Annotated in this window: 17 protein-coding genes; 7 read left to right on the top strand and 10 right to left on the bottom strand. The window is 69.0% G+C overall.

Features of this window, described 5'->3' with window-relative positions:
* Nucleotides 1–46: 46 nt before the first annotated feature.
* Nucleotides 47–1,990 carry a hypothetical protein gene (locus tag B0I32_RS38900; RefSeq protein ID WP_106248256.1) on the top strand — a complete coding sequence of 648 codons (1,944 nt, stop codon included), beginning with the start codon at nucleotides 47–49 and terminating at the stop codon, nucleotides 1,988–1,990.
* A gap of 205 nt (nucleotides 1,991–2,195) precedes the next feature.
* Here B0I32_RS38900 and B0I32_RS38895 read toward each other — a convergent pair whose 3' ends face one another.
* The 5 genes from B0I32_RS38895 to clpS all read right to left on the bottom strand — a co-directional run bounded on the left by B0I32_RS38895 (nucleotide 2,196) and on the right by clpS (nucleotide 4,830).
* Entirely contained in the window at nucleotides 2,196–3,143 is a 948-nt protein-coding gene (locus B0I32_RS38895; protein WP_106248255.1) for a PLP-dependent cysteine synthase family protein, read from the bottom strand.
* 1 nt (nucleotide 3,144) lies between these two features.
* A complete protein-coding gene (locus B0I32_RS38890) occupies nucleotides 3,145–3,417 on the bottom strand; it encodes a MoaD/ThiS family protein (protein ID WP_106248253.1) in 273 nt (90 codons plus the stop codon).
* 140 nt (nucleotides 3,418–3,557) lie between these two features.
* Nucleotides 3,558–3,959 carry a M67 family metallopeptidase gene (locus B0I32_RS38885; protein ID WP_106248252.1) on the bottom strand — a complete coding sequence of 134 codons (402 nt, stop codon included), beginning with the start codon at nucleotides 3,957–3,959 and terminating at the stop codon, nucleotides 3,558–3,560.
* Nucleotides 3,960–3,968: 9 nt separating this feature from the next.
* The gene (locus B0I32_RS38880) at nucleotides 3,969–4,493 is read right to left on the bottom strand and encodes a DUF2017 domain-containing protein (RefSeq protein WP_106248398.1); all 525 of its coding nucleotides are present in this window, start codon (nucleotides 4,491–4,493) and stop codon (nucleotides 3,969–3,971) included.
* A gap of 43 nt (nucleotides 4,494–4,536) precedes the next feature.
* Nucleotides 4,537–4,830, bottom strand: a complete 294-nt coding sequence (clpS, locus tag B0I32_RS38875; protein WP_106248250.1) for an ATP-dependent Clp protease adapter ClpS — start codon at nucleotides 4,828–4,830, stop codon at nucleotides 4,537–4,539.
* A gap of 46 nt (nucleotides 4,831–4,876) precedes the next feature.
* Here clpS and B0I32_RS38870 point away from each other — a divergent pair, with 46 nt between their 5' ends.
* Both B0I32_RS38870 and B0I32_RS38865 read left to right on the top strand, forming a co-directional pair.
* A complete protein-coding gene (locus B0I32_RS38870; protein WP_425438131.1) occupies nucleotides 4,877–6,160 on the top strand; it encodes a nicotinate phosphoribosyltransferase in 1,284 nt (427 codons plus the stop codon).
* 15 nt (nucleotides 6,161–6,175) lie between these two features.
* Nucleotides 6,176–6,745: a nicotinamidase gene (locus B0I32_RS38865; RefSeq protein ID WP_106248247.1), complete on the top strand. Its 570-nt coding sequence runs from the start codon at nucleotides 6,176–6,178 to the stop codon at nucleotides 6,743–6,745.
* 23 nt (nucleotides 6,746–6,768) lie between these two features.
* Here the strand turns inward: B0I32_RS38865 and B0I32_RS38860 are convergent, their stop codons facing one another.
* Nucleotides 6,769–7,146 carry an STAS domain-containing protein gene (locus B0I32_RS38860; protein WP_106248246.1) on the bottom strand — a complete coding sequence of 126 codons (378 nt, stop codon included), beginning with the start codon at nucleotides 7,144–7,146 and terminating at the stop codon, nucleotides 6,769–6,771.
* Between the two features lie 193 nt (nucleotides 7,147–7,339).
* Nucleotides 7,340–7,564 (bottom strand): hypothetical protein, encoded by a 225-nt coding sequence (locus B0I32_RS38855; protein ID WP_146178479.1) that lies wholly within the window; start codon nucleotides 7,562–7,564, stop codon nucleotides 7,340–7,342.
* Nucleotides 7,565–8,185: 621 nt separating this feature from the next.
* Between B0I32_RS38855 and B0I32_RS38850 the strand changes: the two genes are divergently transcribed.
* From B0I32_RS38850 to B0I32_RS38835, 4 genes are all read left to right on the top strand, one after another.
* Entirely contained in the window at nucleotides 8,186–9,193 is a 1,008-nt protein-coding gene (locus tag B0I32_RS38850) for a hypothetical protein (protein ID WP_342751830.1), read from the top strand.
* A 4-nt stretch (nucleotides 9,194–9,197) separates the two neighbouring features.
* On the top strand, nucleotides 9,198–10,349 hold the full coding sequence (locus B0I32_RS38845; RefSeq protein ID WP_106248242.1) for a hypothetical protein: 1,152 nt from the start codon (nucleotides 9,198–9,200) through the stop codon (nucleotides 10,347–10,349).
* A gap of 32 nt (nucleotides 10,350–10,381) precedes the next feature.
* Nucleotides 10,382–10,906 (top strand): GNAT family N-acetyltransferase, encoded by a 525-nt coding sequence (locus B0I32_RS38840; RefSeq protein WP_219912224.1) that lies wholly within the window; start codon nucleotides 10,382–10,384, stop codon nucleotides 10,904–10,906.
* Between the two features lie 102 nt (nucleotides 10,907–11,008).
* On the top strand, nucleotides 11,009–12,118 hold the full coding sequence (locus tag B0I32_RS38835; RefSeq protein WP_106248240.1) for a helix-turn-helix domain-containing protein: 1,110 nt from the start codon (nucleotides 11,009–11,011) through the stop codon (nucleotides 12,116–12,118).
* 62 nt (nucleotides 12,119–12,180) lie between these two features.
* Here B0I32_RS38835 and B0I32_RS38830 read toward each other — a convergent pair whose 3' ends face one another.
* From B0I32_RS38830 to B0I32_RS38820, 3 genes are all read right to left on the bottom strand, one after another.
* Nucleotides 12,181–13,929: a DEAD/DEAH box helicase gene (locus tag B0I32_RS38830; RefSeq protein ID WP_181308270.1), complete on the bottom strand. Its 1,749-nt coding sequence runs from the start codon at nucleotides 13,927–13,929 to the stop codon at nucleotides 12,181–12,183.
* 124 nt (nucleotides 13,930–14,053) lie between these two features.
* Nucleotides 14,054–14,575, bottom strand: coding sequence for a hypothetical protein (locus tag B0I32_RS38825; protein WP_146178478.1), 522 nt, complete (start codon nucleotides 14,573–14,575; stop codon nucleotides 14,054–14,056).
* Nucleotides 14,576–15,443: 868 nt separating this feature from the next.
* Entirely contained in the window at nucleotides 15,444–16,847 is a 1,404-nt protein-coding gene (locus tag B0I32_RS38820) for an MFS transporter (protein ID WP_245956298.1), read from the bottom strand.
* Between the last annotated feature and the right edge of the window lie 22 nt (nucleotides 16,848–16,869).

The raw sequence follows: 16,869 nt of genomic DNA, 5'->3' as shown, positions 1-16,869 counted from the left end.
TCAGCTACCTTCTCTGTGGTCAAAAGTCCACATTGTGAGTTGAGTGATGTCTGCGAACAATCCCCCCTATGGCCAGGATCCTGACCGGACCACGGCGTACAACTGGAACCAGGGGCAGCAGCCGGAGAGCGCGCCGACGGCGCAGTATCCGGGGCAGCCGTACCCGCCGCAGCAGCCGTACCAGCAGCAACAGTACGGCCAGCAGCAGGCGCAGGGGCAGGGTGCCTACGGGCAGCAGGCGTCCTACGGCCAGCAGCCCTCTTCCGGTAACCAGTACGGCCAGCAGCAGCCCTCTTATGACGCCCAGTACGGCCAGCAGGGCCAGTACGGCGGCCAGCAGGCCCAGGGCGGCGGCTGGCAACAGCAACCGCAGCAGGGCTGGCAGCAGGAGCAGGGCGGCTGGCAGCAACAGCAGCAGCAGCAGGGACAGCAGGGCGGCTGGCAACAGCAGCCCCAGCAGGGCTGGCAGCAGGAACAGGGCTGGCAGCAGCAGGACCAGTACGCCCAGGGCGGCTGGCAGCAGCAGGGCCCCGAGGGCTTCGGCCCGGCCGAGCCCGCCAAGAAGGGCCGCAAGAACTGGGTGATCGCCATCGCCGCGGCGCTCGCTGTGGTGGTTCTGGGCGGCGGCGCGGTGTGGGCCGTGGGCGCCTTCGGCGGCGGCGGCACGCAGCCGAACGACGTCCTGCCCGCCAACTCCATCGCCTACGCCCGGCTCGACCTCGACCCGGCCGCGAACCAGAAGCTGGCGCTGTTCCAGCTGGCCAGGAAGTTCACCGTCACCAAGGACAGCTTCTCCGGCGAGGACCCGCGCAAGGCGCTGTTCGACACGCTCAACTCTGACGGCGACAGCAAGGTCGACTTCGCCAAGGACGTCGACCCGTGGCTGGGCAGCCGGGTCGGCTTCGCGGCCGTGCCCTCCGGCAAGGAGGAGCCCGACTTCGCGGTGGCCATCCAGGTCAAGGACCAGGAGCTGGCCAAGGGCGGCATCGCCAAGCTGATGAAGGGCGAGAAGTACGGCATCGCCTTCCGTGAGGACTACGCGCTGCTGAGCACCACGCAGGCGCTGGCCGACAAGTACGCGCAGGGCGAGGGCAGCCTGTCCGACAACGCCGAGTTCAGCGACGACATGGGCGCCGTCGGCGAGCAGGGCGTGCTGTCGTTCTGGGCCGACATGGGCGGTCTGCTCGACCTGGCCAAGAAGGAGGTCACCACCGACCAGCAGGCGGCCCTCGACATGATCAAGGACGCCAGGTTCGCCGGCGCGCTGCGCTTCGACAGCGCCTACGTCGAGCTGGCCGGTCTCGTCAGGGGCGCCAAGGGCATGACCCCCGAGGGCGACCTGCCCAAGGCGGCCCTCGGCACCCTGCCCGCCACCACGGCCGGCGCGCTGTCGATCTCCGGCCTGGACCAGGTCGTCAAGAAGCAGTGGGCCGAGATCGAGAAGCAGGCCGCGGCGGCCGGCGGCACGCAGGTCAAGCAGCTGCTCCAGCAGGCCGAGACCTCGCTGGGGTTGAAGCTGCCCGACGACCTGGCCACGTTCGTGGGCCAGAACCTCACCGTCGCCGTCGACAGCGAGGGCCTCGACAGCGACCAGATCAAGGGCGGCGTGCGCATCGTCACCGACCCGGCCAAGGCGCAGGCCGTGCTCGACAAGGTCACGAACGCGCTGAGCCAGAGCGGCCAGCCCGCTCCCCAGATCGCCAAGGTCGCCGGTGACGGCGTCCTCGCGGTGGCGACGACGGACGAGTACGCCAAGAAGCTGGCCGGTGAGGGCACCCTGGGCGACTCGGAGACGTTCCAGACGGCGATCCCGAACGCGGACGACGTGAACTACGCGCTCTTCGTGGACCTGGACAAGGTCGAGAAGCTCTACCTCGCGTCCATGCAGGGCGACGACAAGGCCAACGCGCAGGTGCTGCGGGCGGTCGGCCTGAGCGGCACGCAGAGCGACACCGAGGCGACGTTCTCGCTGCGGCTGCTGTTCAACTGACCCGCTCGTCCCCTGGACGACGAGAGGCGGCCGGTCCTGCCGGACCGGCCGCCTCTTCGCGTTCCGGACGAAGCCGTCTGTCCGGGGAAGCGCGCCTTCGCGAGGATCAGGCCGCCTTCGCGAGGGTCAGGTCGCCTTCGCGAGGGTCAGGTCGCCTTCGCGAGGGGGAGGCCGCCTTCGCGAGGGGGAGGCCGCCTTCGCGAGGTCAGGCCCAGAGCTGGCCTTCGAGGCGGTCTTCCGCTTCCTCCAGCGTCCCCTCGTACGCGCCCGTGGACAGGTATTTCCAGCCACCGTCGGCCACCACGAACGCGATGTCGGCGCGTTCGCCCGCCTTGACCGCCTTCGCGGCCACGCCCAGCGCCGCGTGCAGCGCGGCCCCGGTGGAGACGCCGGCGAAGATGCCCTCGGTGGCGAGCAGTTCGCGGGTGCGCCGCAGCGCGTCGGCCGAGCCCACCGAGAAGCGGGTGGTCAGCACGGACTCGTCGTAGAGCTCGGGGATGAAGCCCTCGTCCACGTTGCGCAGCCCGTACACCAGCTCGCCGTAGCGCGGCTCGGCCGCGACGATGCGCACGCCGGGCACCCGCTCGCGCAGGAACCGCCCGACCCCCATCAGGGTCCCCGTCGTGCCCAGCCCGGCCACGAAGTGGGTGATGGTGGGCAGGTCCTCCAGCAGCTCGGGGCCGGTGCCCTCGTAGTGGGAGCGCCAGTTGGCCGGGTTGCCGTACTGGTAGAGCATCACCCACGACGGGTTCTCGGCCGCGAGGCCCTTGGCCACCCGCACGGCCTCGTTGGAGCCGCCCGCGGCCGGCGAGGAGATGATCTCCGCGCCCCACATCCGCAGCAGCTGGCGGCGCTCCTCCGAGGTGTTCTCCGGCATCACGCAGATGAGCTTGTAGCCCTTGAGCTTGGCCGACATGGCCAGCGAGATGCCGGTGTTGCCGCTGGTGGGCTCCAGAATCGTGCAACCCGGCGTGAGCCGGCCGTCCTTCTCGGCCTCCTGAATCATCCACAGGGCCGGCCTGTCCTTGATCGACCCGGTCGGGTTGCGGTCTTCGAGCTTGGCCCAGACCCGCACGTCGGCGGAGGGCGACAACCTCGGCAGCCCGACCAGGGGCGTGCGGCCGACCGAGTCGATCAGCGAGTCGAACCGCATGTCATCCGCCGGCGACGGCGGGAAGGACGGTCACCGTGTCGCCGTCGGACACCGGCGTGCCGAGGCCGCCGAGGAAGCGCACGTCCTCGTCGTTCAGGTAGACGTTGACGAAGCGGCGCAGCGCGCCCTGGTCGACCAGGCGGTCCTTGATGCCGGGGTGGGCCGACTCGAGGTTGCTGATCAGCTCCTCAAGGGTGGCGCCCTCGGCGTTCACGGCCTTGGCCCCGTCGGTGTAGTTACGCAGGATGGTCGGAATGCGAACCTCGATGGCCATCGCGGTCAGTCTCCTCAGAAAGGTCGTCGTCCCATCGGCATGCAACGCCGACGGCTGGGTGCGGATTCCAGCTCAGGAACAGTCGTAGAGGACGACAACCGGAGTGTGTGCGAACAGGAAGCTCTGCACAGGTCTGGCCATCATGGGAGAAACCTTACCTCTTCCTCCGTGATCGCACCTTCGAGGATGCGGTAGGAGCGGAACTCCACCTCGTTCTCGTCCCGCGTGGAGACCAGGACGTAGTGGGCGCCGGGCTCGGAGGCGTACGAGACGTCGGTGCGCGACGGGTAGGCCTCGGTGGCGGTGTGGGAATGGTAGATGACGACGGGCTCCTCGTCCCGCTCGTCCATCTCGCGCCAGACCTTGAACTGCTCCATCGAGTCGAAGCGGTAGAAGGTGGGCGAGCGCTCGGCGTTCTCCATGGGGATGAACCGCTCAGGCACCCCGTCGCGGCCCGCGATGACGCCGCACGCCTCGTCGGGATGGTCGGCCCGCGCATGCGCGACGATCTTGTCCACCAGTTCCTGCGAGATCGACAGCATGCCCGGAAGCTACCAGAGGGCCCGGACCAGGCTGTCCTGGAGGTAGGTCAGCCAGTCGTAGGTGACGTAGGCCGGGTAGCGGGGGTCGTCCTCGGACATCACGGCGACCTCGTCGTGGACCTCCTCCGTCACGTCGAGCTTGGTGCCGAGCGTCAGGCGCAGGTCGTTGAGCGCGCGCAGCCACGCCTGCGCCTCCTCAGGCGTCAGCTCGGCCCGCCCCGCCCTGGCCGTCTCGTGGACGGTCCGCGCGTCGGCCCGCTTGCCGTCGCGCAGCGTCGCCTCGGTGTAGCGGCGGAACTCGGCCGCCTCCTTCTCGTCCTGGTACGCCGACGGGAACAGCCTGGCCAGCACCGGATCGGACGGCACCGCGCTGTCGCCGATGCCGAGCGCCCGTTCCAGCGGGTCCTCGGAGGTCTGCCCCGGCGAGACGATGCCGAGCATCATGGAGACGAGCGAGCGCAGCAGCGAGACCTCCGCCGGCTCGAACACGGTGACGACCGCGCCGTCCTTGCCGCGTGAGAATCCAGAAGTCACCAGTGCCACCTCACTGACCCCGACGCCGGCCGCGACGCGCGCCTCATTTGTTCGAGTCCGGCTGGACCGTCGCCCACAGGCCGTAGGAGTGGAGAATCTGCACATCCCTTTCCATCTCCTCGCGCGTGCCGCTGGACACGACCGCCTTGCCCTTGTGGTGCACGTCCAGCATCAGTTTCTCTGCCTTCTCCTTCGGATAGCCGAAGACCGTTTGGAAGACATAGGTCACGTAGGACATGAGGTTGACCGGGTCGTTCCAGACGATGGTCACCCACGGCAGATCGGGCCGGACGTCCGATGACGGACGCTCGACGGTGATTGGAGCGGTGCTACCCACATCCCCGAGTCTGCCCTATCTGGGCCGTAGTCTTCGAGTCGTGACAATGACCATGAGCACTGCGTTGCTCACAGATCACTATGAGCTGACGATGTTGCAGGCCGCCCTGCGCAGCGGCGCGGCGCACCGGCGCGCGGTTTTCGAGGTGTTCGCGCGCCATCTGCCAGGTGGGCGCCGCTACGGCGTCGTCGCAGGAACGGGACGTGTCCTCGACGAGCTCGAACGCTTCCGTTTCGGTGACGAGGAACTCACCTTTCTGCGAGAGCATCGTGTCGTCGACGACAGCACTCTGGCGTTTCTCGCCGATTACCGGTTTTCCGGGAACGTCTACGGCTACCGCGAGGGCGACGTGTACTTCCCCGCCTCCCCGATCATGGTGGTGGAGGGCACGTTCGCCGAGGCCGTGCTGCTGGAGACGGTCACGCTGTCGATCCTCAACCACGACTGCGCGATCGCCTCCGCCGCGTCCCGCATGACGAACGCGGCCGGCAAACGGCCGCTGATCGAGATGGGCTCGCGGCGCACCCACGAGGCCGCCGCCGTGGCCGCCGCCAGGGCCGCGTACATCGCCGGGTTCGCCTCCACCTCCAACCTGATGGCCGGGCACCTGTACGGCGTGCCCACGGCCGGCACGGCGGCGCACGCGTTCACCCTGCTGCACGACTCGGAGCGGGCCGCGTTCGAGGCCCAGATCGCCACGCTCGGGCCCGAGACGACGCTGCTGGTCGACACGTACGACGTGGCGGAGGCGGTACGCACGGCCGTGGCGCTGGCCGGCCCGAAGCTGGGCGCGGTCCGGATCGACTCGGGCGACCTCGCGGCGGCGGCGCAGGAGGTGCGCGAGCAGCTCGACGCGCTCGGCGCCTTCGACACCCGCATCCTGGTCACCTCCGACCTCGACGAGTACGCCATCGCCGCCCTGGCCGCCGCCCCCGTGGACGGCTACGGCGTGGGCACCTCCCTGGTGACCGGCTCGGGCGTGCCGACGGCGGCGCTGGTGTACAAGCTGGTGGCCAGGGAGACGGCCGGCGGCAAGCTGGAGGCCGTGGCCAAGCGCTCGGTGGGCAAGCCGTCGCGCGGGGGCCGCAAGGAGGCGTACCGGCTGCTCGACGAGGCGGGCCACGTCGAGACCGAGCTGATCACCACCGGTGGCCTCGTCCCAGAAGGCGGCATCCCCCTCCTGCACGAGCTGGTCCGCGACGGCGAGGTCATCGGCCGCGAACCCCTGAACGCCGCCCGCGAACGCCACGCCGCCACCATCGCCGCCCTCCCCCAGGAGGCCCTCCACCTCGGCCGGGGCTATGCGGCCATCCCCACCGAATTCGCCTGACGTATCGTTTTCCCCATGGGCAACGCGCTGATCATCGTGGACGTGCAGAACGACTTCTGCGAGGGCGGGAGCCTGGCCGTGGCCGGGGGCTCCGAGGTGGCGGCGGCGATCACCCGCCACGTGACCGACCACGGCTACGACCACGTCGTGGCGACCCGCGACCACCACGTCTCCCCCGGCGACCACTTCTCCTCCGCCCCCGACTACGTCTCCACCTGGCCCGCCCACTGCGTGGCCGGCACCCCCGGCGCGGACTTCCATCCCTCGTTCGACGTGTCCGAAGTCGAGGAGGTCTTCAGCAAGGGCGCCTACAGCGCGGCCTACAGCGGCTTCGAGGCCACGTCGGGCGACGGGGTCCCGCTGGCCGACTGGCTGCGCGAGCGCGGGGTGCACGAGGTGGACGTGGTGGGCATCGCCACCGACCACTGCGTCCGTGCCACCGCGCTCGACGCCGTCCAGCACGGGCTCGCGGTCAGAGTCCTGCTCGACCTGACGGCCGGGGTGGCGCCGGCCACCACGGAAGCGGCGGTCGCGGAGCTGCAGGCGGCGGGCGCCGTCCTGCACGGCGCTCCCCTCGTGGGCTGACCTTCTACGACGGGACGGCGGGATCACGATGAGACGGCGGTCACCCTCAGCGCGTCGTCAAGCTGGGCGAACACCTCGAAGGCATGCCGCAACCCGGTGATCGACAACACCCGCGCCATGACCCCCTGCACCCCGCCGAGCAGCAGCCTGGTGCCCCTCGCCTCACAGCGCTGCATGATGTCGACCAGTTCGTTCAGCCCCATGGAGTCGCAGAAGGAGACCTCACTCAGATCCAGGATCAGAAACGCTTTGGGAGGAAGGTCCCAGATGCGCTGCAGATGCTCCCTGAAGATCGGCAGCGCGGTGACGTCCAACTCGCCTTCGAGCCGGACGATGATGGCGTTTCGAGAGAGCCCGGAAGCGACGGTGAGGGTCGACCTTCCGGTGGCCTCGAACGACATGGGAAAAATCCTTCTCTTTGTCGCGAAACGGCTCTCAGAACGGCCAAGGTGGTTGTTGCCGCTTCCACCGAGCTTCTAACAGGAGGCCACTGCTCTGTGTCCAAAAGCACAGAGTCACGCATCGTGACCATCGGCCCGGCACCCGCCATGTGCCCCCTGAGCTGGGACTCTCGAATCGCCGGGCCGTGCCGCCTCAGACGGGCCGCAAGGTGATCAGGTAGGCGAGGGCCAGCACGATGAGGAACACGAGCAGGACGCTCGTGCCACTGATCATCACGATGATGCGGGCCCGGCGGACGAGCTGGCGGATCGCCGCGAGCACCAGAGCCATCATGGTCCCCAGGGCGAGGAGCGTGAGGCTTCTGGACTCGAGCGAGCCCGACATCACCACCGAAAGGTGAAGGTGAAGCATGGTCATGAAAGTCATCCTCGTGAGTGACGTGACAGGACGAGAAACGTTCGCGAGCAGCCGGATGCCGGTCGGGCATATCATCATGCGTTCGCCATGACAGCCTCGCCTTCAAGCCTTTGAATGATTCTGCCGGACGGTGCCGACAAGGCGAGTGTGCGTTCGCACGGCAAGTGAAGACAAGTTCAAATGATCTACGACCGGCAATTCATATGAAGACCTGGATTCAATGACCGGCCGATGCCGCTTTTCTGCCGCCGGTCGAAGTTCAGTGCGATTTCGAAAGTGACGGCGCGCCCCGGCCGGCGACGTCCGCCTGTATGCATCGCTCCAACCCCACGAGCAACTGCTCATTGAACTTCAGCCGAAGTCAGCTGAATCGGCGCACGTACTCTCCGGCCTGCGACCGGCCCTCCGCGCGGTGCGATTCAGCGGGCCGCCTGATGAGCGTGAAGACAACCCTCCCTCGACTCGCATGCTCAGGAGATGTTTACTGAAGGCTGAAGTACAGGCGATAGGGGTCTGAGGGTGGGAGACGAGCCATCGGGCGGACTGGCTGGCCGACTATGTGACCTTCGGGAACGCCGCTGGCCGGGGCGGAGAATCACCCAAGCCGAACTGAGCCGTGCCTTGCGGGTGAGCGTCCCGTCGATCTCTTCGTGGGAGACCGGAACACCGCCGAAGATCCCGCCTCAGCACTGGCTGGAGAAATACGCGATCTTCTTCGCCACGAAACGATCGGTCGCCAACGGCGTGGCCCGTGTGCTGTCGCTCGACGAACTGACCGCGAAGGAGCGTGAGGAGCACTCGAAGCTGCGGACGGAACTGCTCCGCCTGCGCAACAAGGCTTTGCAGTGGCAGAGCTCGGAGAAGGTGGCGGAAAGCCGCGTCCCGACCGATCAGGAAACGTCGTTCAGGAATCCGTGGCACTTCCCCGAGGGGGAGCCGATCACCATCATCTGTTCCCAGGTTCCCGAGGAGGACCGGGCCAAGATCCCCTATGCCTCGCCCGCCTCCGCCGATTACATCTCACTCTACAAATATTCCGACCTGGACTCGTTGTTCGAGCTGCACGGCCACCTCAGGGCCTCGAACCCGAGCAGCGAGGTCACTCTCCGCGCCACCGAGGATCTGCATCCGAACGACCTCACCACGCATATCGCCCTGCTGGGCGGCGTGGACTACAACGAGATCACCGCTTCGATGGTCCGGAGGATAAGACTTCCGGTGCAGCAGGTACCCGACTGGGACGGCGAGAACGGGCCGTACTTCGAGGTGGACGAGCACGGCGAGAGTTCCAGGTACTATCCCGACACCCTTGGTTCGGGCGATGGTCTGCGCTTGATCGAGGATGTCGGGTTCTTCTATCGCGGAGTCAACCCCTATAACACCGAACGCACTTTGACCATCTGCAACGGCATGTACGCCAGAGGCGTGTACGGCGCGGTGCGCGCGCTCACCGACCTTCGCTTCCGCGACAGGAATGCCGCCTTCCTGCGCAGGCGTTTCGGCGCCGCGGCGACCTACAGCATCCTCATGCGGGTCAGGATCGCGGGCAGGGTCGCCGTCACGCCGGACTGGACCTCTGACGAAGACCGCTTGCATGAATGGCCGGAGGCACTCGTAGATGACGGTTGACCCTGTGTTGAGCAGAACCGAACATCACCACCATTCGCACCGCCATCTGGTGGACATGTTCGACGCCGGCGAACGGGCGGACGAAGCGGGAGCCGTGGACGCCATCGTGGTGCCCACGATCCGCCACCCCCGATGGCTGACGCACGCGATCCACCTGGCCGGCGCCATCTCCTGCCCCCTCGTTTCGCTGCACAGCCGCTGGAGCGACGCCGGGCAGGCGGCCGGCTGGATGCCGCACAACGTGGACTTCCTCGCGATCGACATCGGCGATCCCGACGGCCTGAACCTGCCGGATTTCGCGACCACCGCCCTGCTGCGCGGCACCCCCTTCCCCCGGACCACCGACCTCAGCGCGAAGCGGAACACGGCGCTGGTGCTCGCCCGTCTCATGGGCTGGCGGCGCATCGTCTTCCTGGACGACGACATCGAGGTGGGCAGCCCGCAGGACGTCACCCGCGCGGCGGAGCTGCTGGACAGCTATGACGCGGTGGGCATGCAGATCGACGGCTATCCCGACAACTCCGTGGTGTGTCACGCGCACCGGGAGACCGGAGGCTACCAGGACTCCTTCGTGGGCGGCGGCGCGCTGGCGGTCGAGACGACCCGCAGCCCGTCCTTCTTCCCGAACGTCTACAACGAGGACTGGTTCTACCTGCTGACCGATGCCTCGTTACGTCGGCTCGCGGTGACGGGCAAGGTCAAGCAGCGGCCGTTCGACCCGTTCGACCAGCAGGTCCGGGCGCGGGACCAGGAGCTCGGCGACGTGCTCGCCGAGGGCGTCTACTGGCTCCTGGACAAGGATCCGCAGCAGGGCTGGAAGCCCGCCACCGACCCGGCGCACTGGATCTGTTTCCTCGACGCGCGTGACCGCTTCATCGCCGACATTCTCGATCGCGTACGACAGCTCCCGGTGGACGACCGCAGACGGCGGGCGATGGAGAGCTCCCTCCTGGCCGCCCGTGGCCGCCTGCACCGGATCGAACCCGACTTCTGCGTCGCCTACCTCAAAGCCTGGCTGGAAGATCGTCGCCGGTGGGGCGACCATCTTAATGCGATTCCGCAACTGGGCCCTCATCCCCAAGATGTCATGAAATGGCTGATCAAAGACGGCGCAACGACATTGCGCTGGTGGAAGTCCCTGAGATTTGCTTATTGATTCTCTGAAGCGGCACCGGAATTCTGTCCTGTGTGGGAACTTGCGACATCCGTACAGCAGCGCCTGAGGATCTGCCCGCCCTCATCAGATCGCTCGGGCAGAAGCACTATTTCGAGGACCGGCTGGCCCGGCAGCGACGCGGGGACGGGATCCTCCTGGTGGCCTGGAGACACGGCGAGCCGATCGGCGACGTCTATCTCTGGCTGGAGCGGGCCGAGGAACCGGAGCTGACCACCCACCTGCCGGATGCCGCGCTGCTCACCCACCTCGAAGTCCTGCCCGCCCACCGCAACCGGGGAATCGGCAGCGAACTGATGCGAGCGGCGGAGGAACTGCTCTTCTCGATGGAATACAAGCAGGTGGCACTCGGGGTGGGCCTGGACAACCTCGACGCGTGCCGCCTGTACGAACGCAGGGGTTATGTCGAGTGGCCCCATGGGAATGTGCCGACGACCAGCGTGCTGTACCTACCCGACGGCCGGCGCGAACTGCGGGCCGAACTGTGCCGGATCATGGTCAGGCAACTCGGCCAGGACCGCTACGAGCATCGCTGGTAGCGCCCGCCGTGCGAGCCGTCCGCGGTTCGCCCGCCGGCCCGGAAACCCCTCTCCCCTCCTATTAACTGGAAATCACCGAAGTTCACTGAATGAGAGCACGGCATGAGCGGCGATGATCGGGCACAGACCGCGCTGGCGCGCCGCCTGCGCGAGCTCCGTAACAGCCGATGGCCCGACCTGCGGATCACCCAGGCCCAGCTGCGCCAGGCGTTCGAGGTCAGCCTGGCGCTGATCTCCTCGTGGGAGTCCACTCGCGCGGCCAAGATCCCGCCGCCGCATCGCCTGGAGAAGTACGCCACCTTCTTCGCGACCAGACGCTCGATCGTCAACGGGCACGCCCGCGTGCTGCCGCTCACCGACCTGACGCCGGACGAGCTGGACGAGCAGCGCGAGCTGTTCGCGGAGCTGACCCGGCTGCGCCGGGAGGCGCTCAGAGCCCAGCTCTCAGGCGAAGACTCCGAGCCGTCGTCCGGCCGAGACATCTACCGCGACAACCCGTGGCGCTTCCCCGACGGGGAGCCCATCACGATCATCTGCTCGCAGCTCCCCGAGGATCAGCGGACCACGATCCCGTACCCCTCGCCGGACGGCCTCGACTACATCGAGCTTTACAAGCACTCCGACCTCGACTCGCTGTTCGAGCTGCACGGCCACCTCAGAGCGGCGAACCCGCGCAGCCTGGTCACGCTGCGCGCCCCCGAGGACTTACGCTCCGACGACTTCACCGCGCATCTAGTGCTCCTCGGCGGCATCGACAACAGTGAGGTCACCACGTCCCTGCGGGAGCGGATCCAACTTCCGGTACGAAAGGTGCCCGACCGGGACGGCGAGCTCGGCCCGTACTTCGAGGTCCACGAAGGCGGCGACACGCCGGCCAGACATCACCCGCGCCACACCGGGTCGGGCGCCGACATTCGACTGCTGGAGGACGTCGCGTTCTTCTACCGGGGAGTCAATCCTGACAACGTCGAACGCACCCTGACCATCTGCAACGGGATGTACGCCAGAGGCGTGTACGGAGTGGTGCGAGCGCTGACCGACGAGCGCTTCCGCGACAGGAACGCGGCCTACCTGCGCGAGCGCTTCGGCGACGCCACCTCTTACAGCATCCTCACCCGGGTCCTGATCGTCGGCCGGGCCGTCGTCACCCCCGACTGGACTCGGGACTACGTACGGCTCCACGAATGGTCGCAGCCCCCTCCTGGAGACTGAGGAGTGGATGGACCCCGGCCCCGGCGACGCCAGGCCGGGCCTGGGCGTCGCCGGGGTGTGGGCTAGCGGCGTTGGGTGGCCCAGCGGCGGATCATGGCGATGCGTTCCGTGATCTGCTCCGCCGTCGCCTGGGCGATCGGGGGGCCGCCGCAGGCGCGGCGCAGCTCCGAGTGGATCACCCCGTGCGGTTGGCCCGTGCGATGGTTCCAGGCGCCCACCAGGCCGTTGAGCTCGCGCCTCAGCTCGGCGATCTGCTCGTGCGGGGCCAGCGTCTCCCGGGGCTCCTCCGGCTGCTTGCGGCGGGCGGCCTGCTGGTCCGACTGCCGTTTGCGGAGCAGGGTCGCCACCTGGTCGGGCTCCAGCAGGCCGGGCAGGCCGATGAAGTCCTCTTCCTCGGCCGAGCCGACCTCAGCGCCGGTGCCGAACTCGCCGCCGTCGAAGAGCACGCGGTCGAAGGTGGCCGTGGTCTCCATGGTCTCGAACGGCAGCTCGTCGCCGAGGACGTCGGGGTTGTCCTTCTGGCGGTTGGCCTGTTCGAGGAGGGTGTCGTCGAGGCCGTCCTCCGGCGGTCGCTTGTTGAGGACGTGGTCGCGCTCGACCTCCATCTCATTGGCCAGCCCCATGAGGGTGGGCACCGAGGGCAGGAAGACCGAGGCGGTCTCGCCGCGTTTGCGGGCACGCACGAAGCGGCCCACGGCCTGGGCGAAGAAGAGCGGGGTCGAGGTGGAGGTGGCGTAGACGCCGACGCACAGGCGGGGGATGTCGACGCCTTCCGACACCATGCGCACGGCCACCAGCCAGCGATCCTCCGAGGCCGCGAACTGCTTGATCTTCTTGGACGCGCCGGGGTCGTCGGACAGGACGACCGTGGCGCCCTCGCTGGTGATGTTGCGCAGGTGGCGGGCGTAGGCCCGGGCGGTCTCGTGGTCGGTGGCGATCACCAGGCCCCCCGCGTCGGGCACTCCCCTGCGCACCTCGGTGAGGCGGCGGTCGGCCGCCTGCATGACCTGGCGGATCCAGTCGCCCTTCGGGTCGAGCGCGGCCCGCCACGCCTGGGAGAGCTGGTCCTTGGTGAGCGGCGTGCCCAGCGTCGCGGCGATCTCGTCGCCGGCGCGGGTGCGCCACTTCATCTCGCCCGAGTACGCCAGGAAGATGACCGGACGCACGACGCCGTCGTCGAGGGCGGGACCGTAGCCGTAGGAGTAGTCGGCGATGCTGCGCTTGAAGCCCTCCGCGTCCTCCTCGTAGCCGACGAACGGGATCGGGTTGTCGTCGGACCGGAACGGCGTGCCGGTCAGCTGGAGCCGGCGCGCGGCCGGCTCGAACGCCTCGCGCACCCCGTCGCCCCACGACTTGGCGTCGCCCGCGTGGTGGATCTCGTCGAAGATGACCAGCGTCTTGCGGTTTTCGGTGCGCGCCCGGTGCAGGGCCGGGTGCATGGCGACCTGCGCGTAGGTGACCGCCACCCCGATGTAGTCGCGCGAGGTCGCGCCCTGGCTGTTCTTGAACTCGGGGTCGATGCCGATGCCGACCTTCCCGGCGGCGTCGGCCCACTGGCGCTTGAGGTGCTCGGTGGGGGTCACGATCGTGATCGCCTTGATCACCCCGTTGGCGAGCAGCTCGCTGGCGATGCGCAGGGCGTAGGTCGTCTTGCCCGCGCCCGGCGTCGCCACGGTGAGGAAGTCACGCGGCTCACGCCGGGAGTAGAGGTCGAACGCCTCCTGCTGCCAGGCGCGCAACTTCGGGGCGGTGCCCCACGCGGCCCGGTCGGGATAGGAAGGCGAAAGGTGGGACGCGGCGAACGTGCTCACCGCATCACCTCTGGGGTTCGTGTGCTTCGCTTTCTCACAGTGACCCAAGAGTAATCGGGCCCACCGACAAGACGTGCCGTGAGCCGGGGATTCTGGCCAAGGTCTTCCTCACGTGCTATGCGGCTTATCGGACGCTCGCCATGACCTCGTCCAACGCCTGTCTGCGGCTCTCGTCCTCGGGTTGCAGCAGTCCGACCAGCAGGACGGAGCGGTCCGTACGAGTGACCAGCATCACTCTGAGGAACGCCGGCCGGTTCACCACGTCCTTGTACTCGGCGCGCAGGGCGCGGGTGTGACCGTCGGCCGTCCGCCGGTCGTCGACGACGCTCACCCGGTCGCCCATGAGCAGCAGCCGGGAGTACAGCTCGGCCGCCTCCGCCGTGGCCTTCCTGACGTCGCCCACCGGGCCCGGCACCGGCCTGGCCATCACGAGCGCGCCCCGCCCGTCGCGTACGACCGAGGTGAACCCCGTGACTGGGGCCACCGCGCCCGTGCTCCAGCCCTGCGGCAACGTCGCCGTCACCCCGGCCTGCGCGTCGCGCATCAGCCCCGTCCGCTCCGGAGGCGCGGTGAGCCGCAGCGCCGCCACCGCCGCGCCCGTCACCAGGCCCGCTCCCGCGATCAACGCGGCCAGCACGACCGCCACGCGCCGCCACATCCGCCCGCCCGCCGGGCTCCCCCTGCGCGGCCCGGGGTCGGCGGGAGAGCCGTGCAGGCGGGCGGAGGGGGGCAGGTCCTCCCATGCCTCTCCTCGCCCGCGGTCGGGCTCTCTGGGGACGGCTCCGCGGATCCTGGGGCCCCATGCGGGCTCCTCAGGCTCCCCCTGGTCCAGATCCAGCGGATGCCCCCGCCTCCCCCACCGGCCATCATGATCCGGCCCGGCGTCCATCCGGCCCCAGCCAGGGTCATGACCGTTCGCGTCGTCCCGCCCCCAGCCAGGATCATGACCGTTCGCGTCGTCCCGCTGCAACCCAGGGTCATGGCCGCTCGCGTCGTCCCGCCCCCATCGGGGCTCGGGTTCGGCGAGATCGTCCCGCCCCCACCGGACGTCACGACCTGCGGGATCGTCCCGTCCCCAGCGAGAGTCTCGCTCGGCGGGCGCGTCCCGCTGCCGGCCCGAATCCGGGTCCGCCGGGGGTTCGGGTCGCCGGGCGGGCTGCTGGTACGGCCGCTCGCGCCGGCCGAAGGCCGGTGGCGGGTCGGGTGGCGGGTCGGGCGGGTCGGGCGGGCGGCCCCGGCCGCCCTCGTCCCGCGTCCGAGGCTGTTCCGGTACGTACGGCGCCGCCCCGGCAGCGTGCCTGGGACCCGCCCGCCCCCGCGGCACCCCTTCGTCCCGATCCGCGTCGCCCCGCGCGGACGCCGAGTCCTCTGGAGGTGTACGGCGATGCCCGGGCCCCGGTTCAGGGGGCCAGACACGGTGATCATCCTCCATGGCACCTCCTTGCCCGCTGTCCTATCACTCCTGGCGACGACGCTCAGGCGAACAGTGACGGGTGTGACGGGAGGTGCGGAATTCAGCGGGTGCGACCGGCGAGCACGCTGCCGGTCACCGCGATGACCCCCATGAGGCAGGAGATGACCAGGAACCCGGTGGCGATCTGGGACGAGGAGTGCCCGATGACGTTCACCAGCGCTCCGCCGATGCCGATCGACAGCGCGGAGCCGAGCTGGTCGGACACCGACAGCGCGGCCGAGTTGGCCCCCTGCTCGTGGACCGGCGACTGCTTCATCGCCGTGACGCTGACCGTGGTCAGGCCGAAGCCCATGCCGAAGCCGGCCACGATCCAGGCGGGCACCGCGATCCATCCGGTGACCCCGGGAAGCACGGAGAGCAGGCACAGCACGATGCCCGTGGCCACGCCCGCGGCGCCCAGCCTGATCCGCAGGTGCGCGTGACCGGAGCCCTTGCTCTGGATGTAGGCCCCCGCCGACCAGCCCAGGGCTCCGGTCGTGAGCGCGACCCCGGCGGACGTGGTGTCGAAGGACTTCACCTCCTGCAGCGCGAGGGGGATGAAGGCGTTCACGCCGAAGAAGGAGGCCGAGAAGAACCCGCGCATGACGATCGTCGTGGGCAGCCCCCGCGCGAAGCGCAGTGCTCTGGGCGGCAGCAGCCGGTACAGGCCCCAGAGCAGCAGCGCCAGCCCGGCGGCCGTCTCCAGGCTCCCCGGCACCAGGTCGCGGTGCAGCCGGTCCACGCCGTGCAGCAGCAGCCCGGCGCCGCCGGCGGTGCAGGTGGCGGCCAGGGTCATCGCCACCGGCCTGGACCGGGGCCCGGTGCCGGGCTGGGGCGCGTCGGCCTCGGCGGCCTCGGCGGCCGAGCCCTTGCGCAGCGCCGGTACGAGCATCACCAGGGCGGGGATGACCAGCGGGATGATCCCGTAGAAGACGTAACGCCAGCCCCAGTGCTGCCCGACGAACCCGGCCACGGACGGACCCACCATGGCGGGCACCACCCAGGCGGCGGAGACGGAGGCGAACGCCTTCGGCCGCACGTCCACCGCGTACACGCGGGCAATCATCACGTACAGCGCGACGATGGAGGCGCCGGCGCCGAGTCCCTGCACGGCCCGCGCGGCCAGGAACATCCCGGCGGTGGTCGCCGCCCCGGCCAGGGCCATGCCGATGACGAACAGCACCACGCCGGCCAGGAACGGCACCGGATATCCGCGCCGGTCCGACCACAGGCCGGCCACCACGTTCATGAACAGGCTGGCGATGAGGAAGGCGGAGAAGCTGAGCCCGTACAGGTCGAGGGCGTCCAGTTCGTCGGCGATGGCCGGCATGACGACCCCGACCGACATGCCCTCGAACGCGATCAGCGTGACGACCAGCAGGATGCCGAGGCTGGCCGTGCGGTACTCGGGGCCGAAGAGACCCGTGGATCTGTGGGGAGCGTCGAGTGCCTTTGGTGCTGTCACCTGCACATCGTAATTTGTCGGA

Origin of the sequence: Nonomuraea fuscirosea (assembly GCF_003001935.1) — a bacterium.
GTDB lineage: Bacteria > Actinomycetota > Actinomycetes > Streptosporangiales > Streptosporangiaceae > Nonomuraea > Nonomuraea fuscirosea.
The sequence above is the reverse complement of the archived record's forward strand: the minus strand, read 5'-3'. Positions and strand labels throughout refer to the sequence as shown.